The following is a 23500-nucleotide window of genomic DNA, read 5'->3' as shown; positions in this document are numbered from 1 at the left end:
AGCCAGCCGCGCGAGATCGCACAACTGGCCGTCGCCACAAAAATCAGAACATGCCGCCCGGCGGGCTGGTGGGACGGTCCGCCGGCAGGTTGCGCACGATGCAGTCCAGCGCGTCGGCGTTGGCCTTGCTGCCGCCGAACGTGGCGGCGATGGCGTCGCGGTACTGCGGCACGGTGATGCGGTTGTAGTAGAGCCGCGACGTCTGGTCCAGCCAGTAGACGTAGTTGCTGTCGCTGTCGTCCGATCCGCTGCGCAGCCATTCGCCCAGCGGCTGGCTGCCCAGGCGCGTATTGGCGCAGACGTCCTGCACCTTGTCCAGATAGCTGTTGAGGCCGCGCGCCTCGTAGTTGCGGAACGAATCGGGCGCGCAGGCGGCCAGTCCGATCGAGGCTGTCAGGGCGGCGAGCAACAGGGGCAGACGTGGCATGGCGGGGTCCGTGGCAATGGGCGTGCTGGCAGTGTAGCCGCGCCGCACGCCCGCGCAAACCATACTTTGGGTTCAGTCGTCCAGCGTCTCGTGGACGGCCGCGTTGCCGCGCTTCCAGTAGGCCGACGCGCGGATGCGCGTCTTGTGGATGCCGCGCTCGTTCACCAGGTGCTGGCGCACCTCGCGCATCGCGGCGGCCTCGCCGGCGGCCCAGACGTAGCCCTCGCCCTGCGGCAGCGTCAGCCAGCGCAGCGTGGGGGCGAGCTGGCTGCCTTCCGGCACGTCGCCGCCCTGTGCATCGCGGTGGGCATCGCGGAAGATCCAGTGCACCTCGGCGTGCGGGCCGGTGGCCAGCGGGATGCGCGCCGACGCGTCGGCCACCTCGGCCACGACGATCACGCGCGCATCGGGCCCCAGTTCCTCGATGCGGCGGCCGATGGCCGGCAGCGCGGTGTCGTCGCCGATCAGCAGGTGCCAGTCGAACCCGTGCGGAATCACGAACGACCCGCGCGGGCCGCCCACGCCCAGGGCCTGCCCCGGCTGGGCCTGCGCCGCCCACGTGGACGCCGGGCCATCGCCATGCAGCACGAACTCGATGTCGAGCTCGCGCGCGGCGTTGTCGTAGCGGCGCGGCGTGTAGTCGCGCGCCTGGGGCCGGGGCTGGCCCTCGGGGAACACGATGCCGTCGGGGCCTACCTCGGGCAACACCGGCTGGTCGGTGCCCGGCGCGGGAAAGAAGACCTTGATGTGGTCGTCGAACGATGCGGACACGAAGTCGGCCAGGTCGTCGCCGCCCAGCGTCACGCGCAGCAGCTGCGGCGACACCTGGCGCGTGCGCAGCACCTGCAGCCGGCGCATCTTCAGCGGATGGCGCACGCGCTGCACGGTCAGGTCGCGGTTATCGCTCATGGTCAAACCCCCGGCTGGCTGGCGCCGCGTTCGATCTCGTCGACGGCGCGTTCGAGGATGGCGGCGATGCGGCGCTGCTCGTCGGCCGGCGCGCCGCTGCGCATCATCAGCATCTGCTTGAGCCGCGCGCGGGCCTGCACCAGTTCCGGCGCCCAGCCGCCTTCTTCCACGTCGCGCTGGGGCTGGCCGCTCATGGCGCGGCGCATGAAGTCCATCTTGCGCGCCACGTGCTGCAGGCGCGCCACCATCTGCTCCAGGCGGGCGCGGTGCTGGTCCAGGTAGGCGCGGCCGGCCTGGGATAGCTGGTAGCGCTTCTTGTTGCCTTCCAGGTCGACGGTGGCATAGCCCACGTCCTCCAGGAACGTCAGCGCCGGGTAGACCACGCCCGGGCTGGGCTTGTAGAAGCCGCCGGTGCGCGTCTCCAGCGCCTTGATCAGCTCGTAGCCGTGCGACGGCTTTTCGTCGAGCAGCGACAGCAGCAGCAGTTGCAGGTCCTCGGCGCTGAACTTGCGGCCCCGGCGCAGGTTGTCGCCGTCAAAGCCGTCGTCGCCGCCGAAGTCGCCCCCGCCGCCGCCCGACCAGAAGCCGCCCCGCCCCATCGCCGCCATCATCATCCGGCCCATGCCGTGGTGGAAGGGATGGCCGTGGCCGTGAGCGTGGCCGTGGTGGCCCCGGTGTCCGAAAAGATGTCGCATCGTGCACTCCGTTATGTCGTAAGACGTATCGTAAGATATATATCGTACGATATAAAGTCAAGGAGGGATTTCGCGCTGCCAACTCGGCCGGACACCCGCGCGGAGTTCCTGTCACAATGCAAGCCACCCCGGCCCCGCGCCGGCGGCCAAAGACCCGACACGACCACGACGGAGACAGCCCATGACCAGGCAGGTGGAGTTTTTCTTCGATTTCGGCAGCCCCTATTCGTATCTCGCCTACAAGGAACTGCCGCGCGTGGCGGCCCGCACGGGCGCCACGATCGTCTGGCGGCCGATGCTGCTGGGTGGGGTGTTCAAGGCGACGGGCAACCATAGCCCGATGGAGATCGAGGCCAAGCGCCAGTGGTCCGATAGCGACCTGGCCTGCTGGGCGCGCCGCTACGGCGTGCCGTTCCGGCACAACCCGCACTTTCCGGTCAACACGCTGGCGCTGATGCGCGGCGCGGTGGGCTACCAGCGCAAGGGCGACGCCGACTTCCAGCGCTACGTGGACGCCATCTACACGGCGATGTGGGAAGCCGGCCGCAACCTCAACGATCCGAACGAGATTGGCAAGGTGCTGGCCGAGGCGGGGCTGGACGCGCGCGAGGCGCTGGCGATGCTGGACGACCCCGAGGTCAAGGCCGAACTGAAGCGCGCGACGGAAGACGCCGTGGCGCGCGGCATTTTCGGCGCGCCAAGCTTTATCGTCGACGGCCAGCTTTACTGGGGCAACGACCGGCTGCTGTTCGTCGAGGAACAGCTCGCCGGCTGAGCGCGCCGCCCGGGGGTCAGGCCAGCCGGAACGTCGCCACGGCGGCGGCTAGCTGGTTGGCCTGGGCTTCGAGCGAATCGGCGGCGGCGGCCGCCTGCTCCACCAGCGCGGCATTCTGCTGGTTGACCTGCTCCATCTGCGACACGGCCTCGCTGACCTGCGTGATGCCGCTGGACTGCTCGATCGACGCCGCCGAGATCTCGCTCACGGTATCGGCCAGCCGCTTCACGGCCGCCACGATTTCCTCGATGGTGCTGCCGGCCTGCTCCACCTGCTGGCTGCCGGCGTCCACCTTGTCGACCGACGAGTCGATCAGCCCCTTGATCTCCTTGGCGGCATTGGCGCTGCGCTGCGCCAGGCTGCGCACCTCGCCGGCCACCACGGCAAACCCGCGGCCCTGCTCGCCGGCCCGCGCGGCCTCCACGGCGGCGTTCAGCGCCAGGATATTGGTCTGGAACGCAATGCCGTCGATCACGCCGATGATGTCGACGATCTTCTGCGAACTGCTGTTGATCTCGCTCATCGTATGCACGACGCCGCGCACCACCTCGCCACCGCGCGCGGCCAGGTCCGCCGCGTTGCGGGCCAGTGTACTGGCATGCGTGGCGCTCTCGGCGTTGCTGCCGACGGTGGAGGTCAGCTCCTCCATGCTGGCGGCGGTCTGCTCCAGCGCCGACGACTGCTCCTCGGTACGCGACGACAGGTCCGTGTTGCCGGCGGCAATCTCGCGCGCGCCGGTGGTCACCGCATCGGAACCCGCGCGCACCTTGGCCACGGTCTGCGTCAGCCCCGCCTGCATGCGGGACACCGCATCGAGCAACTGGCCGATCTCGTTGCGGCCCGCGCGCGGCACGTCGATGGTCAGGTCGCCGTCGGCCACGCGCATGATCAGGTCGCGCGCCAGGTACAGCGGCGTCACCACCAGCTTGCGCAGCGCCAGGTGCACCGCGACGATCAGCGCAGCCGACATCGCCAGCCCCACGCAGACCAGCGCGATCACCCGGTTCAGGCGCGCGCGCCCTTCGGCCATCGCATCGGCGTTGAGCTTGGTGGCGAACTGCTGAAAGCGCTCCACGCCGGCCGAGTACCTGGCGCCGGACGCCGTGATGTCCTTGTCGTTGATGGCGGCGTAGGCGTCGGGATCGCCCTTGCGCAGCGCGTCCAGGCCCCGCTGCACCACGTCCATGTGGGCGCGGCCGGCGGCGACGATGTCGTCGCGGGTGGCGGCATCCTGCTCCGGAAAGGCCGGCGCCTTCTCGAACGCGTCCAGCTCGTCCTTCGACTTGCCGATCGACTTCTGCGCGCTGGCCAGCGCGTCGTCGTTGGCCTGCCCGCTGGCCTTGGCCGAGCTGTACGCGCGCGTCAGCGCGGAGCGCGCGCGCGTCATGTCCTTGTAGGCGTCGTTGAGCAGCAGCGCGCGCGACGCAATCACGTGGATACGTTCCGCGGCGTCGCTGCTGGCGCTGAGCTGGCTCACGCCAAGCACCGCGCCGAATACGATCATCAGGCCGAAAATCACAAGCGTCGCCAGCAGGCCGTGGCGAATACTGAGGTTGTTCATCAAGGGGGCTCTACACGTATGGATTCAGCCCGCCTTAACGTCGCACCACCCTGAAAGCTTGAGACGCGCGCTGCCCGGCGTTTGCGCTACATCAAATTGAAGGGCCACCATGCGGCGCTGACGCCACATGACCGCCACCGGCTGGGGCTAGACGTAGGCAATCAGCCGTCCGGCGCAGATCACCAGTGTCCACGTCACCAGCGACAGCACCGCGCACGCGCGGGCCAGCGGGGGCGGCGCGCGGCGCGTCTCCCAGCCCGCGCCGGCGTGCAGCTGGCGATACGGCCCGGCGTGGAACCACGCCGCGTTGGCTACCCCGAACCCGATCAGCCCCAGCTTGACCAGGAAGGCGCGGTTGGCGACCAGTTCATCGGCATGCGCCACGAACAGCAGCGCGCCACTGGCCAGGATGATGACGAAGCCGACCACCGACGCGGGCAGCGCGTGCCGCAGTAGCAGCGACACCGGCAACTGGCGGCCCAGCCCGGCGAGCCGCAGGTCCACCACGACGATCGATCCGAACAGCAGCGCCATGCCGGCCAGGTGCAGGATCTCGCAGGCGGGGTACGCCCATGGCGACGCCCGCAGCCATACCGCGAACGGCGCCGCCGCCAACTGGGCGGCCCAGCCATCGAGCCAGCCCATCGGTCAGCGCAGCTCCACGGTCTGGCCGCCGTCGAACGTGATGCGCTCCACGCGCATTTCGTCGGCCTTTTCCTTGCTGGCGTAGCCGACCATGGTCACCTGCTGGCCGACGGCCACCTTTTCCGCCGTGGCCCCGCGCGACGTCATGCGCGACACCGGCGCCAGCACCGCGAACCAGCGCTTGCCCTGCGCGTCGACGCGGATCGTGGCGTGGGGGTTCTCGTAGTGGGCTTCGACGATCTTGCCGGTTACGGTGAGCGGCTTGGTCTCGTCGTAGGTGGACCAGCCGTGGTGGGCCAGCGCCGGCGCGGCGGCCAGCGCAACGGCGGCCGTAGCGGCCAGCGCGATACGGGAAACGAGGGGACGCAGGGCGAACATGTCGGACTCCTGGAGCGTGGATATGGGGGGCGCGGATGGGCTGGCGGGCAGCGCAACCGCCGCAAGGGACACCCCACCCATCGTAGATGACCGGGGCCGGCCCGCCAAGCCGAGGCATCCCGCACGCCGTGTTACGCTGTGGCCGCCTGTCAACGGTCATCTCCCACGCAACTCCCGCCATGTCCACCGCCTTCGATCTGCCGCCGGCCGCACGCCCGGGCCAACCCGCCGACACCATCGACACCCCGTCGCTCGTACTGGACCTCGACGCCTTCGAGCGCAACGTGGACCGCATGCAGCGCGCCGCCAACCGGGCGCGCGTCAAGCTGCGGCCGCACGCCAAGGCGCACAAGTGCCCCGATATCTCGCTGGCGCAGATCAAGCGCGGCGCGGTGGGCATCTGCTGCCAGAAGATCAGCGAGGCGATTCCGTTCGCGCGCGCGGGCGTGCGGGACATCCACATCAGCAACGAACTGGCCGGGCCGGCCAAGGCGGCGATGCTGGCCCAACTGGCCCTGCGTGCGCACGTCAGCGTCTGCGTGGACGACATGGCGCAGATCGACATCCTGGCCAAGGCCGCCGAAGCGGTCGGCACCCGGTTCGACGTCTTCATCGAGATCAACGTCGGCCAGGGGCGCTGCGGCGTGACCGACCCGGCCGCGATGCTGCCGCTGGTGGACCGCATCACGCGGCTTCATCCGCTGTCGCTGTGCGGCCTGCAGGCGTACCACGGCGGCATCCAGCACCTGCGCGGCTGGCAGGAACGGCGTGCCGGCGCGGCGCGCGCGGCGGATCGCACCGGCGCGTTCGTGGCCCGGCTGGAGGCGGCCGGCGCGCGCAACATGGTGATTACCGGCGGCGGCAGCGGCAGCGTGGAGTTCGACTTGCAGAGCGGCGTCTACACCGAGATCCAGCCCGGCTCGTACGTGTTCATGGATGCCGACTATGGCGCCAACGAGTACCTGACCGACGAGCGCCCGGCGTCGACGAACTGCGAGCACAGCCTGTTCATCGCCAGCGCGGTGATGAGCGTGGCGGCCGGAGACCGCGTGGTGGTGGATGCCGGCCTGAAGTCGATGGCCGTGGATTCGGGGCTGCCGTGGATCTGGGCCGACGGCGCGCGCTCGGAGAAGCTGGAATACGTGGCGGCCAACGACGAGCACGGGATCATCGCGCCCAGGCTGGCCAGCCGCGTGCGCGACCTGCCCGCGCTGGGCAGCCGCGTGATGCTGGTGCCGGGCCATTGCGACCCGACGCTGAACCTCTACGACGAGATCATCGGCGTGCGCGACGGCGTGGTGGAATGCGTGTGGCCGGTGGCGGCGCGGGGCCTGAGCCGCTGAGCGGCCCGGGCGTCAGGCGAACTGGGCCACCAGTTCGTTGAGGTCGGCCGGCACCCAGGCGGTGCCCGACCATTTCTCGAAATGCAGATCCGAGAGCGGAATCGCCGACAGCGTGCCGACCCAGTCGGTCGGCGCGGCGCCGCAGCGCAGGCCGCTGGCGACCATCGTCATGGCCTCGGGCACGTCGATGTCGGCCACGCGCGTGACGGTGGGCCACGGCAGCAGCCGCAGGTCCTGCTCGGGCAGCCCGAACCGGTACAGCCCGAAGCGCGCATGCAGCGCGGCGCGCGACAGCGACTGGCGCGCGGCGCTCAGCCCATCGTCGCGGGTGGCGGACGGGTCCCACTGCTGGTTACGGGAGAACCACAGGATGCCGTCGCCGGATCGCGGCGCGCTCGCGTGGCCCACGGCCGGCATCAGTTGACCTGAGCGGGCAATGGCGACAAGCGGTGTGCCGACCGTGTAGTGCCAGACGAATCCGTTTTCCTGTTCCATGTGAAGCTCCTGCAAACGCGCATCGATCCGCCTCTACTCTGGTGGCGGCCTGCCCCGTTTACAAGCAAGGTCACGGCCTGTTGCGACCGCAACAAAAATAGCGCAATCCGGGTCTATTGCCCGGTGGCGACCCTGCAGCCCTTGTGGGGCCTGGGTCTGCCGAAAATGCAGCGGCGCCGCGGGGGCGCGGCGCCAGCGTGGATCTGAGCGAAACGTCTAAAACCTTAGCACACGGCGTGGTGCGACGCAGCACGAATTGCATGCCAGATGCACGTTTCGGCATCGCAAAAGGCACTTGGGCCGCAAGTCTTTCGTATCCTGCCCATGTATGCAATGTCTGTACATGGACCACAAAATTCGCGAATGCCGGCATCGGAAATCTTGATGCGCATGTCACCGGGGTGACCTCCGGGCTGCTTACGCTGCGGTCCGTTCCTCCCCACGAGCCAACAGACCATGACCCAAGCCATCCGACACCTTGCCAGGCGCAGCCCCCCGGGCCTGCTGGCCGCCGTGCTGCTCTGCGCGGCGCTGGCCGCCTGCGGCGGCGACAGCGACAGCCCGGCCACGCCCGGCACACCCGGCACGCCCAATACGCCGGGCAACCCCGGCACCGGCGCCAGCACCCCCGAAGTCAAGCCGCAGATGAAGTGCGCGCCCTGAGGGCCCGCCCCACGACCGTACGTCCGCCCTTTCGCGCATCCGACCACTCAGGCATTCCGACATGACTTCCAGCAGCCGACGCAATTTTCTCAAGATGGCCGGCGGCAGCGCCGCGGCCACCGCCGCGCTTGCCGCGTTCCCGCCCGCCATCCGCCGCGCCCTGGCCATCCCGGCCAACAACGCCACCAAATCGATCCGCGACGTCGAATACGTCGTGGTGCTGATGCAGGAAAACCGCTCGTTCGACAACTACTTCGGCACCATGGCCGGCGTGCGCGGCTTTGGCGACCGCATCACGATCCCGCTGCCCGGCGGCCGCAACGTGTTCCAGCAGACCTACGCCAACGGCAACGTCAACCGCGTGGTGCTGCCCTATCACCTGGACCAGACCGCCGGCAACGCCCAGCGCGTGAACGGCACGCCGCACAGCCAGCTCGACGCGCAGGCCGCGTGGGACCTGGGCCGCATGAGCGCCTGGCCCACCGCCAAGCAGACCCAGTCGATGGGCTACTACACCGAGCAGGAACTGGGCTTCCAGTTCGCGCTGGCCAACGCGTTCACGATCTGCGACGCCTACCACTGCAGCTTCCACGGCGGCACCAACACCAACCGCCTGTTCCACTGGACCGGCACCAACGACCCGGCCGGCACGCACGGCGGCCCGGTCATCGACAACCGCGGCGATTCGCTGGACGCCACCGGCATCAACTACACCTGGACGACGTACCCGGAGCGCCTGCAGGCCGCCGGCGTGAGCTGGAAGGTCTACCAGAACATGCCGGACAACTTCACCGACAACCCGCTGGCCGGCTTCCAGCAGTACCGCGCCGCCAACGCCGCGCGCGGCAATGCCGCCAACGGCTCGCCGTACCCGCCGTACACCCCGGCCGACGACACCGCCAACCCGCTGTTCAAGGGCATCGCCAACACCATGCCCGACGGCGGCTTCCTGCAGGCGCTGCGCGACGACATTGCCGCCGGCACGCTGCCGCAGGTGTCGTGGATCGTGGCGCCGGCCACGTATTCGGAGCACCCGGGGCCGTCGAGCCCCGTGCAGGGCGCGTGGTACACCCAGCAGGTGCTGGACGCGCTGACGGCCAATCCGGACATCTGGAGCCGCACCGTCCTGCTGATCAACTTCGACGAGAACGACGGCTTCTTCGACCACGTGCCGCCGCCGTGCGCACCGGCGCTGGATGCCGCGGGCCAGCCGGTGGGCCATACGACGATGAACGCCGACACCGAGTACTACAGCGTGGACAAGACGCCGTTCGGCCCGGGCCCGCGCGTGCCGATGTACGTGGTGTCGCCGTGGAGCCGCGGCGGCTGGGTCAACTCGCAGGTGTTCGACCACACGTCGGTCCTGCGCTTCCTGGAGCAGCGCTTTGGCGTGGCGGAGACCAACATCAGCGCCTATCGCCGCGCCATCATGGGCGACCTGATGAGCGCGTTCGACTTCGTCAACCCGAACGGCAACTTCACGCTCGGCGTCACGCCGCTGACCAAGGCCGGCGCCGACGCCGCGCGCACCGACCAGGACGCCAAGCCGCAGATCGCCGCGCCGACCGTGCTGGCGCAGACCATGCCGAAGCAGGCCAGCGGCACGCGCCCGTCGCGCGCGCTGCCCTACTCGCTGCACACCAGCGGCCTGGAGGAGCCGTTGACCAATACGTTCCGGCTGCACTTCAGGAACGACGGCCAGCAGGCAGCCGTGTTCCACGTCTACGACCGCCTGCACCTGGGCAACGTGCCGCGCCGCTATGCGATCGAAGCCGGCAAGGAGCACATCGCCACGATCGACGTCAGCGCCAGCGGCGGCCGCTACAACTTCTGGGTGCTGGGCCCGAACGGCTACCACCGCGCATTCGTGGGCGACATCACCGCCCAGAAGGCCGCCGGCGGCGGCGCCGCGCCGGAGATCCGCGTCTGCTACGACGAGGCCAACGCCGCCGTCTGGCTCACGCTGTTGAACCGAGGCTCCGCGCCGTGCACGTTCACGGTCAAGCCGAACGCCTATCGCCAGGACGGCCCGTGGACCTTCGAAGTGCCCGCCGGCGGGGACCACGACCAGCACTGGCCCGTGGCGGCGCAAGGCAACTGGTACGACTTCACGGTCACCACCCAGCAGGGCGGCTTCAGCCGCCGCTTTGCCGGCCGGCTGGAGAACGGCAAGCACACCACGTCGGATCCGGCGATGGGCGGCTAACTCACCCCGCGCTGTCTGCTCCCCTCTCCCGCCTGCGGGAGAGGGGCTGGGGGTGAGGGCCGGCCGCTCAATATGCGGACACGGTCGGCAAGCAGACCCTCCCCCGCCCTCACCCCCGACCCCTCTCCCGCGCGCGGGAGAGGGGAGCAAACCCTCGCCCGCCCCCCTTCGTCACCCTGTCATATTTCCGCCTTATAGTCCGCGACCATTGCCTTTGGTCTATCGGATACCCCCATGCTTGGCGACCTGCTGACGACGTTCTACGAGGTGGCGCGACAGGGCAGCATCACCACGGCCGCGCGGCAGTTGCGCGTGAGCCAGCCCACGGTCACCGGTCGCATCCGCCAGCTTGAAGAGCTGTACGGGGTGGAACTGTTCCATCGCCGCGCCAGCCGGGTGGACCTGAGCGACGTGGGCGTGGCGCTGATGCCGCTGGCCGAGCAGATCATGCAGCAGGAAAGCAATGCCGACTTCCTGCTGCGCAACGCGGGCAACCTGCGGTTCGGCAACCTGCGCATCGGGGCCACCGGACCCTACTACATCCTGCGCAGCGTGGCGGCGTTCCGCCAGCGCTATCCGGCCATCGAGATCAGCATCGAGATCGGCAATTCCAAGCAGATGATCGACGCGCTCTACGAATACCGGATCGATGCCGCGGTCTCGTCGCACGCGCTTGACGACGACCGCCTGCACCGCGTGACGCTGGCCGCCGACCCGATGGTGCTGGTGGTGCATCCCGTGCATCCGCTGGCGCGCCGGCCGCGCGTGGAGGTGTCCGAACTGGCCGCCTGCCACCTGCTGGTGCGCGAGCAGGGGTCGATGACCCGCGAGGCCACCGAGGCGTCGCTGCGGGCCGCCGGCGCGGGCATGCCGTCGCATACCGTGATCGGCAGCCGCGAGGCCATCTGCGAGGCAATCCGCCACAACCTTGGCGCCAGCGTGATGCCGGTGGGCGAGGTGCCGCACGACCCGGCGCTGGTGGCCGTGCCATTCGCCAGCGAGGCGCCGGTGATCCACGAATACCTGTACTGCCTGGCCGGCCGCCGCCATACGCGGCTGGTGGGCGCCCTGCTGGATTGCCTGGTGGCGCCGCTCGATGCCGCCGGGCCGCGTTGCGAGGCGCCGCCCCCAGCGCCTATATTGAACTGACCCGCCCCCGCACCCCGCCGATGACCGGTCAGGCCCCCCACGGTTTTCCAGAATACGATCAGCTCCTGACGCTGCTGGAGCTGGGCGAGCCCTGGTTCGACACCCGCAGCGCGTGCCAGGTGAGCGTGGCCGACCGCACGCTCGACGTCCACGTGGCCAGTCTTGGCACCCGCGCGCCCGACGCGCCGGCCATCGGCATCTTCGGCGGCATCCACGGGCTGGAGCGCATCGGCACCCAGCTCGTGCTGGACTACCTGCGCTCGCTGCTGTGCCGGCTGAGCTGGGACGAACTGCTGCACCGCCAGCTCGAAACGGTGCGGCTGGTGTTCATGCCGATCGTCAATCCGGGCGGCATGTACCTGGCCACGCGCGCCAATCCCAACGGGGTGGACCTGATGCGCAATGCGCCGCAGAATGCCGATGCCCCGGTGCCGTTCCTGGCCGGCGGCCAGCGCATCGGCAAGTGGCTGCCGTGGTATCGCGGCCGGGCCGGATCGCCGATGGAAGCCGAAAGCCAGGCGCTGCTGCGCGTGGTGGAACAGGAACTGCTGCCCCGGCCGCTCAGTTTCGCGGTCGATTGCCATTCCGGCTACGGCTGGCGCGACAGCATCTGGTTCCCGTACGCGCGCACGCACGCGCCGATGCCGCACCTGCCCGAGATGTATCTGCTCAAGACCATGTTCGAACAGGCCCACCCCCACCACGGCTACGCCTTCGAGCCGCAGAGCCACCAGTACCTGCTGCACGGCGACCTGTGGGACTTTGCCTACGACCGCACGCCGCCGGCCAACCTGTTCCTGCCGATGACGCTGGAACTGGGCTCGTGGCTCTGGATCAAGAAAAACCCGCGCCAGTTGTTCTCGCGCGCCGGCATCTTCAATCCGATCAAGGCCCACCGCACCGCGCGCGTGCTGCGCCGCCACGTGAGCCTGTTCGACTTCCTGGGCCGCGTGGCCGTGGCGCCCGAGCGCTGGCTGCCGCACGGCCAGCACCGGCAACTGCTGCTGGACCAGGCGCGCGCGCACTGGCAGAACGGCAAGACGGCGCCATGAGCGGCTGGATCTTCCTGCGCGGGCTGACGCGCGAATCGCGCCACTGGGGCGCCCTGCCCGAGCGCTGGACCGCCCACGGCCTGCCGCCGCCGCTGATGATCGACCTGCCCGGCAATGGCAACGCCCGCCACCTGCCCGTGCCGGCCACCGTGCGCGGCATGACCGAGGCCGTGCGCGGCGCGGCGCGGGCGTCGCAGTGGCCGGGGCCGTGGCACATCCTGGCGATGTCGCTTGGCGCGATGGTGGCCACCGACTGGGCGCAGGCATGGCCGGGCGAAGTGGCCGGGCTGGTGCTGGTCAACACCAGCATGCGTCCGTTCAGCCGGGCCACCGAGCGGCTGCGGCCGCGCAACTGGGCCGCCATCGCCGGCATGGTTCGCCACTGGCACGACCGGCCGCGCTGCGAGCGCACGATCCATCGGCTGACCTGCGAACGGCTGGATACGCGCGACGCCGACCTGGCGCGCTGGGTCGAAATCGGCCAGACCGCGCCGGTCACGCGGGACGCGGCCTGGCGCCAGCTGATGGCCGCCGCACGCTTCCGGGCCCAGCCGGCGGCGCCGGCGTGTCCGACGCTGATCGTGTCGTCCGACGCCGACCGGCTGGTCAATCCGTCCTGCTCGGCCCGGCTTGCCGATGCCTGGCGCGCGGCGCGGCACGTGCGCCAGCCGTGGGCGGGCCATGACCTGCCGCACGACGATCCGGAATGGTTGTGTGAAACGGTGGGGGCCTGGGTGGCCGAGGGGTCGCGGCGTCCGCCATAAGCAATAGGCGCCGGATCAAACAAAACGGCCGCCTGGTGCGGCGGCCGGTACGGCAAGCGACGGGAGTGTTACAGCGATCCGCAGGTGATCTGCGAATCCAGCAGCGCCTTTGCCCGCTTGTTGCACAGGGCGCCGAGCAGCGTTTCGGCCGCCGCTTCCAGCCGATCCTGCGTGCCGAACAGCCGCGCCGCGATCAGGCCGCTCTGAAGCGAACCGTAGATCACCTGCGCCAGCATCGCCGGGGGCACCGGGTAAGGCGTCTCGCGTTCCCGCTGGCCGCGTTCGAGCAGCCGGGTCAGCCACGCCTCGTTGATGTGATAGAACTCCTTGAGCACGTGGTGCACCGACTCGGGCAGGCTCAGGATCTCCGTCGACAGCATGCCGGCCAGGCAGATCTGGCCGGAGCCGCACGTCTGGCGCAGCGGTTCCAGGTACTGGCGCGCCTGCTCCAGCACCGGCAGGGCCGGGTCGATGCCCGCCAGCCGTTCCGAAATCCGCCGGCTGTACTCCTTCACCGCTTCCAGCAGCAGGTCGTCCTTCGACGGAAAGTAATAGTGGATGCTGGACGTCTTGACGCCCACCAGCTCGGCCAGGTCACGATAGCTGAAGCCGTTGGCGCCGCGGCTGCGGATCAGGACCAGCGTATGTTCGAGCAGTTGCTCGCGGACGGGTTGGGTTTTCATGGCTGGTACTTTATCTACACGAAGATAGATACTCAACCGGGATTTTCCCGGAGTCAACTGCGGCCGTACAAATGGGCAGGCGCGCACCTTTTTGGGGTGCGCGCCTGCGTCGGCGGGCGTCAGGTCATGACGCGGTGCTCGACTACTGCGGGATCAGGCCAGGGCGCCGTCGGTGTAGACGTCGGTCGAGCGGGCACCGTCGAAGTACGGGTTGCGCGGACCGTTGCCACGGGCGCCGTCCAGATACGGATCGACCTTGCGGCCGGGGCTGGCGGACACACCCTTCGTGTCCAGGCCGGCCACGAAGCGGGCGCCGTCCAGGTACGGGTCGGCGGTGCGGGCACCGTCGGTAAAGCCGTCGCGGTTGCTGATGCGGGCGCCGCCCGAGTACACGTCGCGGTTGGCGATGCCGGCCACCAGGCCGTCACGGTTGGTCACGCGGGCACCGTCGGTGAAGGCGTCACGGTTGCCGATGCGGGCACCGTCGGTGAAGGCATCGCGCTGGCCGATGCGTGCGCCATCGGTAAAGGTGCTGCGGGCGTCGTTGACGCGGTAGGTGTAGCCGTACGCTTCGCCACGCGGCTGGGCGGCTTGTGCGGCACCGGTCACGAAGGCGGCGGCGAGGGCGGCGGCGGTCAGGATGGTCTTGGCGTTCATGATGCTCTCCTTGGCTGGGGCGGCGAGATCCTGGTTCGTTGGCGGATCGTGCTGCCCGGATGTTTGGCAAAGTCGGCGGCTTGCCCGGTAGTCCTCGCTAGCGTGATGCTATCTACTGCTAGATAGAGGATCGGGCCTAAAAAACCGCCGTCGGAACGGCAACCTCTGGTATTGCGTGGACGGTGGCGCTGGGTTCGTTCCGGCTGGCTTGCCGGTTCGTTCCGGTGCGTCGCTGTCCATGGCGTGAATACTATCTACCTGTAGATAGATTCGCAAGGACAAGATGGCGATCCAGGCCAAAAACTTTTCTATCGGGCCGATTGAGCGGCTTTATTTCGTCGATATACGATTGATTCACAAGGAGAAAATCGCCCCGAATCCGTGACGACTGTCCGCCGCGCCTGACGATTGCCCCGCCGAGTGCTACGGTTATCACACACTCGCTCTCGTCGAACGACACCATGTCCGAGCCCACCGCGCCGCCCGCGCCCCCCACGCCCCTGAGCGCCCGCCACTGGTTTTTCGGTGCGCTGGGCCTGGCCGGCCTGGCGATGGCGGCCGGCATGGGCCGCCTGCTGCTGTACCGCGCCATCGAGCGCGAGGCATTCGGGCCGGGCCAGCCCGGCACGCTGACGCCCGACGACCTTGGCGTCACCTCGCATCAATTCCGGTTCGACAGCGGCGACCGCTCGCTGCACGCGTCGTGGGTGGCCGCGCCAGACCCGGCGGCGCCCGCGCTGGCGGTCTTCCATGGCGATGAGGAATCTCTGGCCGACTGGGCGCCCGTGCAGGCGCTGCTGCACGCGGCCGGCATCAGTTCGTTCGTGTTCGATTACAGCGGCTATGGCGCCAGTTCCGGCACCGCCAGCGTGCGCCGGCTGCGCCAGGACGCGCTGGCCGCCTACACCCAGTTCCGCGCCGCCGCGCCGCGCGCGGCGCGGCATGTCGTGATGGGGTATTCGCTAGGCAGCGGGGTGCTGCTCGATGTGCTGGGCGGCCTGCAGCCGCTGCCGGACGGCGTGGTCATCGGCGCCGGCTTTCGCTCGGCCCGCGCAGCCGCCGTGGCGACGGGGCTGGTGCCGGGCTGGCTGGCGTGGGCGCTGCCCAACCCCTGGGACAACATCGCGCGGCTGCGCGCGCTGAAGCTGCCCGTCATGCTGATCCACAGCCGGTGCGACGCCACCATCCCGTTCCACCACGCCGAGCACCTGGTGCGCGCCACGCAGGGCCCGAGCCGGCTGGTGGTGTTCGAATGCCTGCCGCACAACGCCGCCATCGACGCCACGTGCATGAACACGTTCTGGGCGCCCGTGATCGGCTGGCTGCGCGGTAGCCGGCTGTAGCCGGCCCGGCGCCTACAGCCGGAACTCGCCCACCACCTTCTGCAGCACCTGCGCCTGGTCGGCCAGTGCCGACGACGCCGCGGCAGCCTGCTCCACCAGCGCGGCGTTCTGCTGCGTCACGTCGTCCATCTGCGTCACGGCGACGTTGACCTGCTCGATGCCCTCGCTCTGATGCTCGGACGCCACGGCGATCTCGCCCAGGATCTGCGTCACGCGGCGCACCGCCTGCACGATCTCCTCCATGGTCTGCCCCGCCTGCCCGACCAGCGCCGAGCCGCTTTCCACCTGCCGCGCCGAGTCGTTGATCAGCACGTTGATTTCCTTGGCCGCCGCCGCGCTGCGCTGCGCCAGCGTGCGCACCTCGCCCGCCACCACCGCGAAGCCGCGGCCCTGCTCGCCGGCCCGGGCCGCTTCCACGGCCGCGTTCAGGGCCAGGATATTGGTCTGGAAGGCAATGCCCTCGATCACGGCGATGATGTCCGTCACCTTGCGCGAGCTGGCGCTGATGGCGTCCATGGTCTGCACCACGTTGCCGACGATGGCGCCGCCGCGCTCGGCGATGCCCGACGCCGACGCCGCCAGCCCGTTGGCCGTCCGCGCGCGCTCGGTGTTCTGCTTGACCATCGACGTCAGCTCACCCATGCTCGACGCCGTTTCCTGCAGCGTGGCGGCCTGTTCTTCCGTGCGCTGCGACAGGTCCGTGTTGCCCACCGCAATCTGCTGCGACGCCGACGAGATCGAATCGCTGGCAGCCTTGATCCGCGTCACCAGCTCGGTCAGCATGTCCTCCATCTCGCCCAGCCCGCCCAGCAGGCGGCCAAAGTCGCCGCCGCGCTCGGTCTCGAAATCCTTGCTCAGGTCGCCGGCCGCCACGGTCTCGGCGATGAATTCGGCCTCCTTGAGCGGTTCCTCGATGGCCCGCGCCAGCCGGAACCAGCACACCACGCTGAAGACCAGCACGACGATGCCCAGCGTCCAGAGCCAGCTACGCGTGCTGCCATCGGACACATGGCCCTGCGCCAGTACCAGGATGGCCGCCACCAGCAGCACGTTTACGCCAAATGCCGCGCCCAACCGGGTGCGCATGCTCAAGTTGTCCCAGGCCATGATCGATTCCGCTCCACGTTTGCCGCCCCGCGTTGTCCGGGGCTATCGATGGGCTAACGGCCCGGGCGGCCGGAAACTTTAGCCGCCCTGCGCCAGCGATTCGGCGGTGCGGTAGTCGGCGTCCCAGGCGGCGGCAATCTGGCGGCAGCGACCCAGCGGCTGGGCGTGGCGCTCCACGTCGACGATGGTTGCATGGTCGGCCCACGCCGGCCGCGCGGGCGCCTCGGGGCTGCGGCCATCGGTCAGCAGCCAGAGCCAGCGCTGCTGCGCCGGCCAGCGGCGCGCCTGCCGCGCCAGCAACTGGTCGGCACGCGCCACGCCCAGCGCCAGCGGTGTGCCGCCGCCGCCCGCGATCGGCCGGATCCAGTCGTCGTTCCACGGCCGCGCGCGCGACGGTGCCAGCCGCACTTCGGCCTGCTGGCCGGCAAAGCAGACCAGCGCCACGTCGGCGCGCGCCTGATAGGCCCGCTCCACCAGCCGCGCCAGCACGCCCTTGGCCAGCGCCAGCGGCTCGCCGTGGGCCATCGACCCCGAACAGTCGAGCACGAAGCAATGCAGCACGCCGGCGCGCGCCGCCGCGCGACGGAAGCGCAGATGGCCCGCATCGAGCGTCGACTGCCGCCGCGCCGCCAGCGTGCGCGGCCAGTGCACGCGCGTGCCCGGCGTGCCACCGGGGGCCGTCTGCCGGCGCGACAAGGGAGCCTGCCACCGGTGGCCGCCCTGCCGGTCCTGCGCAGACGGCCGCCGGTGGCTCAGGCTTTTTTTGGCGCGAGCTTCCCGAACGGTTTCAGCGGCTTGACGTCGGCCATGCCCGGCGGCGCCGGCGGCGGCAGCCCGCCCCACGGGTCGTTCGATGGCGCCGGGTCCGGCGCGGGCGCCTGTGCTGCGTCCGCTTCGGGCGGCAACGCCTGGCGCCGGTGGTGCAGCACCAGCTCGGCCACGGCATCGACGTGCCCGGTGTCGATGGCCGCCGCGCCCTGCCACGCAGCCAGCGCGCGGGCGGCGCGCAGCATCACCAGATCCGCGCGCACGCCATCGACGGCCGCCGCCAGACACAGCGCGCTGACGCGGTCGTGCACGGCGTCGCCAAACGGCAGCCCGCCCAGCGCGCCGCGCGCCCGCGCCACGCGCGCTGCAAGATCGGCCTGCCGCTGCGCCACCGCCGCGCGAAAGCCCTCGGGGTCGGCATCGAACGCCAGCCGGGCCCGGACGATGGCCTGCCGCGCGGCCGGATCGGCATAGTTCGACAGCGCCAGCGCGAGGCCGAAACGGTCCAGCAGTTGCGGCCGCAGCTCGCCCTCTTCCGGATTCATCGTGCCGACCAGCACGAAGCGCGCCGCGTGCTGGTGCGACACGCCGTCGCGCTCCACCACGTTGACGCCGCTCGCGGCCACGTCCAGCAACTGGTCGACCAGCGGATCGGGCAGCAGGTTGACCTCGTCGACGTACAGCACGCCGTCGTGCGCCCGCGCCAGCAGGCCGGGCTGGAAGCGCACCTCGCCCTGCTGCAGCACGTGGCCCAGGTCCAGCGTGCCGGTGAGCTGTTCCTCGCTGGCGCCCAGCGGCAGCGTCACGAACTGGCCGTGCGGCAGCAGCTCGGCCAGCGCGCGCGCCGCCGTGGACTTGGCCGTGCCGCGCGGCCCGGTCACCAGCACGCCGCCGATGCCCGGGTCCACGGCCGCCAGCAGCAGCGCTTGCTGCAGCGGCGCCTGCCCCACCAGGGCACTGAACGGAAAAATCGGGCGCAGGGCCGTCTTCGTCATGGCATGCCTTCCAGATGCTGCTCGTTGTCGAGCAATAGATGTTCGATGCGGTCCTTCTGGTCGCCCGGCGCCTGCCAGAGCCCGCGCGCCATGGCTTCCAGCAGCCGCTCGCAGATGCCCTGCAGCGCGCGCGGGTTGTGCCGCGCCAGAAAGTCGCGCGTGGCGGGGTCGTGCACGTAGGCGTCGGCCACCAGCGCGTACTGGTGGTCGGCCACCACGCGCGCGGTGGCGTCATAGCCGAACAGGTAGTCCACCGTGGCGGCCATCTCGAAGGCTCCCTTGTAGCCGTGGCGCTTGACGCCGTCGATCCATTTCGGATTGACCACCCGCGTGCGGATCACGCGCGCGATTTCCTCCTGCAGCGTGCGCACGCGGGGCGCCGCCGGGTTGGCGTGGTCGCCGTGGTAGATCGCCGGCTGCGCGCCGCCCAGGTGGCGCACGGCCGCCACCATGCCGCCCTGGAACTGGTAGTAGTCGTTGGCGTCGAGGATGTCGTGCTCACGGTTGTCCTGGTTCTGGACCACGGCGTCGATGCCGGCCAGCCGCGTGGCGAACGTGTCCGGCGCCGCCACGCCATCGGCGCCCTGGCCGTAGGCATAGCCGCCCGCATGCAGGTAGGCGTGCGCCAGGTCGGCATCGGTCTGCCAGCGCCGCCCGTCGACCAGCGCCTGCAGGCCCGTGCCATAGTCGCCGGGCCGGGCACCGAAGACGCGCCAGCCGGCGCGCACGCGGGCCGCGTCGGGCGCCATGCCCCGCGCTTCCAGCGCCTGCTGCTCGGCCAGCACGCGGGCGCGGATCGGGTTGACGTCGGCGGGCTCGTCCAGCGCGGCCACGGCCTGCACGGCCGCGTCGAACAGCGCGACCAGGTTGGCGAACGCATCGCGGAAGAAGCCCGACACGCGCAGCGTCACGTCCACGCGCGGCCGGTCGAACACGGTCATCGGCAAAATCTCGAAGTCGACCACGCGATGGCTGCCATGCGCCCATTTCGGCCGCACGCCGATCAGCGCCATGGCCTGCGCGATGTCGTCGCCGCCCGTGCGCATGGTGGCCGTGCCCCAGACGGACAGCCCCACCGCGCGCGGATACTCGCCATGCTCCTGCAGGTGCCGCTCGACAAGCTGGCTGGCCGCGCGCAGGCCGAGCGTCCACGCCGTGCGCGTCGGCACGGCGCGCGTATCGACCGAGTAGAAGTTGCGGCCCGTGGGCAGCACGTCGGGCCGCCCGCGCGACGGCGCGCCGCTGGGGCCGGGCGGCACGAAGCGGCCAGCCAGCCCGCGTTCGAGCTGCAGCAGTTCCTGCGCCCCGCAGGCGTCCAGGCGCGGCGCCACCGTATCGCGCAGGCGCGCCAGCACCGCCGCCGACTGCGGCCCGATGGCCGCGCCGTCGTCCAGCAGCCGCAGCGCCAGCGCTTCCAGCCGCTCGCGCGTATCGCCATGGTGGCGCCACGGCGCCGCGTCGACCTCGGCCAGCAACGCCGGGCGCGGGCCGATCCACGGCGCGGCCCAGTCCGCGTCCAGCGGGTCGAAGCCGTCGCCGAGCGCAAGGTCGGCCGCCAGCGCCGCCAGCAGGCTGGCCCGGCCCTCGCGGCCGTCGCCAACGGGGAAGCGGCCCAGCGCGGCCAGCGTATCGCGCCGCTGCCGGCCCTGCGGCGACTGGCCGAACACGTGCAGCCCGTCGCGGATCTGCGACTCCTTGAGTTCGCAGAGCCAGGCATCGGTACGGTTCAGCAGCGCGTCTTCCTCTTCGCCACTGGCCGGCGCGTCGATGCCCAGCTCGCGGTGCAACTGCTGGTCGACGATGGCCCGCAGGATGCCCTTGCGCAGCAGCTTCGCGCGGCGCGGGTCCACGGTCAGCGCCTCGTAGTACTCGTCGACCTGCCGCTCCAGGTCCTGCAGCGGGCCGTAGTTCTCCGCGCGCGTCAGCGGCGGCATCAGGTGGTCGATGATCACGGCCTGCGCGCGGCGCTTGGCCTGCGCGCCTTCGCCGGGGTCATTGACGATGAACGGGTACAGGTGCGGCAGCGGACCCAGGATTGCGTCGGGCCAGCACGTGTCGGCCAGCGCCACGCTCTTGCCGGGCAGCCATTCCAGGTTGCCGTGCTTGCCCACGTGGACCACCGCGTCGATGGCGAACACGTGCCGCAGCCAGAAATAGAACGCCAGGTAGCCGTGCGGCGGCACCAGCTCGGCATCGTGGTAGCTCGCGTAGTCGTCCACGCCATAGGCGCGGGCCGGCTGGATGCCGACGAACACGTTGCCCGCGCGCACGCCGGCGATCATGAAGCGCCCGGCGCGGACCATCGGATCAGCCTCGGGCGGGCCCCAGCGCTGCGCGATGGCCGCCTGGTTCGCGGCCGGCAACCGGGCCAGCCACGCGCGGTAGTCGTCCAGCGCCACGCTCTGGAACGCGGGGCGTGCGGCGTGCTGCGCGATGTCGTTGGTCACGCCGCGCGTCAGGCCCTGCATCAGCGCGTCGCCGTCGGCCGGCAGCGGCCCCGTGGCGTACCCGGCATCGCGCAGCATGGCGAGTATCCGCACGACCGATGCCGGCGTATCGAGCCCCACCCCGTTGCCGATGCGGCCCTCGCTGGCCGGATAGTTAGCCAGGATCAGCGCCAGCCGCTTGTCGGCCGCCGGCAGCGTGCGCAGCCGGCACCAGCGGCGCGCCAGTTCCGCGACAAAGCCGATGCGCCCGGCATCGGGCTGGTAGCGCACGACATCCACCTGGGTGTGCGGGCAGCGGTAGGCCAGCCCCTTGAAGCTGATGGCGCGCGTGATGATGCGGCCATCGACCTCGGGCATCGCCACGTGCATGGCCACGTCGCGCGTGCCCAGGCCCTGGCTGTCGGCCAGCCAGTCCTCGCGGTTGCCGCCGCTCAGGATGACCTGCAGCACCGGCGCGTCGTTGGCCAGCGGCGCGTCGGCCTCGCCGGCGTTGTCGAGCGAGGCCACCGAGAAGGCCGTGGTGTTCAGGACCAGCGACACCGCGTGGGCGTCGCACAGCCGCTGCAGCACGTCGCGGCACACCGGCTCCTTGAGCGAGCTGACCGCCAGCGGCAGCGGGCACAGGCCGGCGTCGAGCAGCGCATCGGCCATCGCGTCGAACACGTCGGTATTGCCGGCCTGCAGGTGCGAGCGATAGAACAGCAGCGCCACCACGGGCGCGCCGCCGAGGCCGCGCGCGGCCCATTCGCGCTGCCAGTCGGCGGCCGTGGCCACGCCATGATCGCGGTGATAGAGCGCGGCCTGCGGCAGGCCCTGCACCGGCAGCACCGGCTCCGTGTGGCCGAACGCATGCTGGCCCAGGCAGCGGAAGAACTGCTCGGCGTTGCCGGCGCCGCCTTCGCGCAGGTAGCGCCAGAGCTGATGCGACAGCGCCGCCGGCGCATTGCCCAGCCGCGCGAGGTTGTCGTCCTCGGCCAGGTCGCCGGAGAACATCACCAGCAACTGGCCGCGCGCCCGCGCGATCTCGGGCAGGCGTTCCAGCCCGTAGGCCCAGTCGCTGGCGCCGCCCAGGTGGTCCACCACCACCACGCGCGCGTGCTGCAGCACCTCGTCGACGTAGAGATCGAGCGACGCCGGCTGGCGCAGGTACATCTGGTTAGCCAGCCGCACGGTGGGATAGCCGGCGCCGAGCCGGGGCACCGCAGCGGCCAGCAGCGACAGCGTGGTGTCGGCCGCGCTGAGGATGACGATGTCGCCCGGCGTCTGGTCCATGCGCAGCACGACGCCGTTGTCCTCGACAAAGCCGCCGGGACGGGTGGACAGCAGGTGCATCGCGCCAGCGCCCGGTGGTCAGCGCGTGGCGCCCAGCGCGGCGTCCAGCGATGCCTGCAGCGCCGCGCCGTCCAGGTCCTGCCCGATCAGCACCACGCGCGTGCCCTGCGGCTCGCCGGCGCGCCAGGCGCGGTCGAAATAGCTGTCGAAGCGCTGGCCCACGCCATGCAGCACCAGCCGCATCGCCTTGCCCGGCAGCGTGGCAAAGCCCTTGACGCGGTAGATCGTGTGGTCGGCCACCAGCTTCTGCAGCGCGGCGACCAGCGCGTCGCGCTCGACCGTGCCGGCCTGCACGACCACGGAATCGAACTCGTCGTGATGATGATCGGCATGGTCGGGGTCGTCGGCGCTGCCGTGGTGATCGGGCCGCAGGTGGATCGTCTCTTCCGACGCGCGCCGCAGGCCCAGCAGCATCGCCACGTCGAGCTTGCCGGCCTGCGCGGGCACGATCTTGACCTCGGCCGGAATCTCGGGCCGCACCAGCGCCTCCACGGCCGCCAGCTGCGCGGGGTCCATCAGGTCGGTCTTGTTCAGGATCACCAGGTCCGCGCTGGCAAGCTGGTCCTCGAACAGTTCGTGCAGCGGCGACTCGTGGTCGAGATTGGGATCGGCGCGGCGCTGGGCATCCACCGCCACCGGATTGGCCGCGAACTGCCCGGCCGCCGCCGCTGGGCCGTCGACCACGGTCACCACGGCATCCACCGTGAACGCATTGCGGATGCTCGGCCAGTGAAACGCCTGCACCAACGGCTTGGGCAGCGCCAGCCCCGACGTCTCGATCAGCACGTGGTCGATCTGGCCGCGGCGCTCCAGCAGTTGCTCCATCACCGGGAAGAATTCCTCCTGCACCGTGCAGCACAGGCAGCCGTTGGCCAGCTCGTAGAGCTGGCCCGTGGGCTCGCCGGCATCGTCGCAGCCAATGCCGCAGCCCTTCAGGATCTCGCCGTCGATGCCGAGTTCGCCAAACTCGTTGACGATCACCGCGATGCGGCGCCCGTTGGCGTTGTCGAGGATATGACGCAGCAGCGTGGTCTTGCCGCTGCCGAGAAAGCCCGTGACGATGGTGGCCGGAATCTTGGAGGTCTGCATGCGGGGGATGGGCGTGA

Annotated in this window: 22 protein-coding genes; 8 read left to right on the top strand and 14 right to left on the bottom strand. The window is 70.4% G+C overall.

Annotated features, from left to right (window positions below):
- Positions 1-43: 43 nt before the first annotated feature.
- The 3 genes from EPAKOI_RS18520 to EPAKOI_RS18510 form a co-directional block, all read right to left on the bottom strand.
- On the bottom strand, positions 44-427 hold the full coding sequence (locus EPAKOI_RS18520; protein ID WP_313836958.1) for a hypothetical protein: 384 nt from the start codon (positions 425-427) through the stop codon (positions 44-46).
- Positions 428-499: 72 nt separating this feature from the next.
- Entirely contained in the window at positions 500-1336 is an 837-nt protein-coding gene (locus tag EPAKOI_RS18515) for a siderophore-interacting protein (RefSeq protein ID WP_423194240.1), read from the bottom strand.
- Between the two features lie 2 nt (positions 1337-1338).
- A complete protein-coding gene (locus EPAKOI_RS18510) occupies positions 1339-2031 on the bottom strand; it encodes a PadR family transcriptional regulator (RefSeq protein ID WP_423194239.1) in 693 nt (230 codons plus the stop codon).
- A gap of 181 nt (positions 2032-2212) precedes the next feature.
- Here EPAKOI_RS18510 and EPAKOI_RS18505 point away from each other — a divergent pair, with 181 nt between their 5' ends.
- A complete protein-coding gene (locus EPAKOI_RS18505) occupies positions 2213-2806 on the top strand; it encodes a 2-hydroxychromene-2-carboxylate isomerase (protein ID WP_423194238.1) in 594 nt (197 codons plus the stop codon).
- A gap of 16 nt (positions 2807-2822) precedes the next feature.
- Here the strand turns inward: EPAKOI_RS18505 and EPAKOI_RS18500 are convergent, their stop codons facing one another.
- The 3 genes from EPAKOI_RS18500 to EPAKOI_RS18490 form a co-directional block, all read right to left on the bottom strand.
- Positions 2823-4367 carry a methyl-accepting chemotaxis protein gene (locus tag EPAKOI_RS18500; protein WP_423194237.1) on the bottom strand — a complete coding sequence of 515 codons (1545 nt, stop codon included), beginning with the start codon at positions 4365-4367 and terminating at the stop codon, positions 2823-2825.
- A gap of 147 nt (positions 4368-4514) precedes the next feature.
- On the bottom strand, positions 4515-5012 hold the full coding sequence (locus EPAKOI_RS18495; protein WP_423194236.1) for a DUF6644 family protein: 498 nt from the start codon (positions 5010-5012) through the stop codon (positions 4515-4517).
- 3 nt (positions 5013-5015) lie between these two features.
- Positions 5016-5390, bottom strand: coding sequence for a DUF6152 family protein (locus tag EPAKOI_RS18490; protein WP_124685306.1), 375 nt, complete (start codon positions 5388-5390; stop codon positions 5016-5018).
- A 179-nt stretch (positions 5391-5569) separates the two neighbouring features.
- Between EPAKOI_RS18490 and EPAKOI_RS18485 the strand changes: the two genes are divergently transcribed.
- The gene (locus EPAKOI_RS18485; RefSeq protein ID WP_423194235.1) at positions 5570-6733 is read left to right on the top strand and encodes a DSD1 family PLP-dependent enzyme; all 1164 of its coding nucleotides are present in this window, start codon (positions 5570-5572) and stop codon (positions 6731-6733) included.
- 12 nt (positions 6734-6745) lie between these two features.
- On the opposite strand, the gene EPAKOI_RS18480 is transcribed toward EPAKOI_RS18485, so the two are convergent.
- Positions 6746-7228, bottom strand: coding sequence for a hypothetical protein (locus EPAKOI_RS18480; RefSeq protein WP_124685308.1), 483 nt, complete (start codon positions 7226-7228; stop codon positions 6746-6748).
- A 456-nt stretch (positions 7229-7684) separates the two neighbouring features.
- On the opposite strand from EPAKOI_RS18480, the gene EPAKOI_RS18475 reads away from it, so the two are divergent.
- The 5 genes from EPAKOI_RS18475 to EPAKOI_RS18455 all read left to right on the top strand — a co-directional run bounded on the left by EPAKOI_RS18475 (position 7685) and on the right by EPAKOI_RS18455 (position 13062).
- On the top strand, positions 7685-7891 hold the full coding sequence (locus tag EPAKOI_RS18475; protein ID WP_124685309.1) for a hypothetical protein: 207 nt from the start codon (positions 7685-7687) through the stop codon (positions 7889-7891).
- 61 nt (positions 7892-7952) lie between these two features.
- On the top strand, positions 7953-10097 hold the full coding sequence (locus tag EPAKOI_RS18470) for a phosphocholine-specific phospholipase C (RefSeq protein WP_423194234.1): 2145 nt from the start codon (positions 7953-7955) through the stop codon (positions 10095-10097).
- Positions 10098-10331: 234 nt separating this feature from the next.
- Positions 10332-11246, top strand: coding sequence for a LysR substrate-binding domain-containing protein (locus tag EPAKOI_RS18465; protein ID WP_124685311.1), 915 nt, complete (start codon positions 10332-10334; stop codon positions 11244-11246).
- A 20-nt stretch (positions 11247-11266) separates the two neighbouring features.
- On the top strand, positions 11267-12298 hold the full coding sequence (locus tag EPAKOI_RS18460; protein WP_423194233.1) for a M14 family zinc carboxypeptidase: 1032 nt from the start codon (positions 11267-11269) through the stop codon (positions 12296-12298).
- Positions 12295-13062, top strand: coding sequence for an alpha/beta fold hydrolase (locus EPAKOI_RS18455; protein ID WP_423194232.1), 768 nt, complete (start codon positions 12295-12297; stop codon positions 13060-13062). The genes EPAKOI_RS18460 and EPAKOI_RS18455 overlap by 4 nt, the downstream gene beginning before the upstream one ends.
- 68 nt (positions 13063-13130) lie before the next feature.
- On the opposite strand, the gene EPAKOI_RS18450 is transcribed toward EPAKOI_RS18455, so the two are convergent.
- Both EPAKOI_RS18450 and EPAKOI_RS18445 read right to left on the bottom strand, forming a co-directional pair.
- A complete protein-coding gene (locus EPAKOI_RS18450) occupies positions 13131-13745 on the bottom strand; it encodes a TetR/AcrR family transcriptional regulator (RefSeq protein WP_124685314.1) in 615 nt (204 codons plus the stop codon).
- A 153-nt stretch (positions 13746-13898) separates the two neighbouring features.
- On the bottom strand, positions 13899-14402 hold the full coding sequence (locus EPAKOI_RS18445; protein WP_124685315.1) for a copper resistance protein CopQ: 504 nt from the start codon (positions 14400-14402) through the stop codon (positions 13899-13901).
- 461 nt (positions 14403-14863) lie between these two features.
- Between EPAKOI_RS18445 and EPAKOI_RS18440 the strand changes: the two genes are divergently transcribed.
- Complete coding sequence (locus EPAKOI_RS18440) at positions 14864-15745, top strand: alpha/beta hydrolase (RefSeq protein WP_423194231.1); 882 nt, start codon at positions 14864-14866, stop codon at positions 15743-15745.
- 12 nt (positions 15746-15757) lie between these two features.
- On the opposite strand, the gene EPAKOI_RS18435 is transcribed toward EPAKOI_RS18440, so the two are convergent.
- From EPAKOI_RS18435 to cobW, 5 genes are all read right to left on the bottom strand, one after another.
- Positions 15758-16831: a methyl-accepting chemotaxis protein gene (locus tag EPAKOI_RS18435; protein ID WP_124685317.1), complete on the bottom strand. Its 1074-nt coding sequence runs from the start codon at positions 16829-16831 to the stop codon at positions 15758-15760.
- A gap of 99 nt (positions 16832-16930) precedes the next feature.
- Positions 16931-17548, bottom strand: a complete 618-nt coding sequence (locus EPAKOI_RS18430; protein WP_423194230.1) for a vWA domain-containing protein — start codon at positions 17546-17548, stop codon at positions 16931-16933.
- A gap of 56 nt (positions 17549-17604) precedes the next feature.
- A complete protein-coding gene (locus EPAKOI_RS18425; protein ID WP_423194229.1) occupies positions 17605-18615 on the bottom strand; it encodes an ATP-binding protein in 1011 nt (336 codons plus the stop codon).
- On the bottom strand, positions 18612-22394 hold the full coding sequence (gene cobN, locus EPAKOI_RS18420; RefSeq protein WP_423194228.1) for a cobaltochelatase subunit CobN: 3783 nt from the start codon (positions 22392-22394) through the stop codon (positions 18612-18614). The genes EPAKOI_RS18425 and cobN overlap by 4 nt, the downstream gene beginning before the upstream one ends.
- An 18-nt stretch (positions 22395-22412) precedes the next feature.
- Positions 22413-23483 (bottom strand): cobalamin biosynthesis protein CobW, encoded by a 1071-nt coding sequence (gene cobW / locus EPAKOI_RS18415; RefSeq protein ID WP_423194227.1) that lies wholly within the window; start codon positions 23481-23483, stop codon positions 22413-22415.
- Positions 23484-23500: the final 17 nt, after the last annotated feature.

The sequence above is a fragment of the Cupriavidus sp. H18C2 genome (assembly GCF_049393795.1).
GTDB lineage: Bacteria > Pseudomonadota > Gammaproteobacteria > Burkholderiales > Burkholderiaceae > Cupriavidus > Cupriavidus pauculus_C.
Note: the sequence above shows the minus strand (reverse complement) of the source record. Positions and strands in the feature narration are given on the sequence as shown.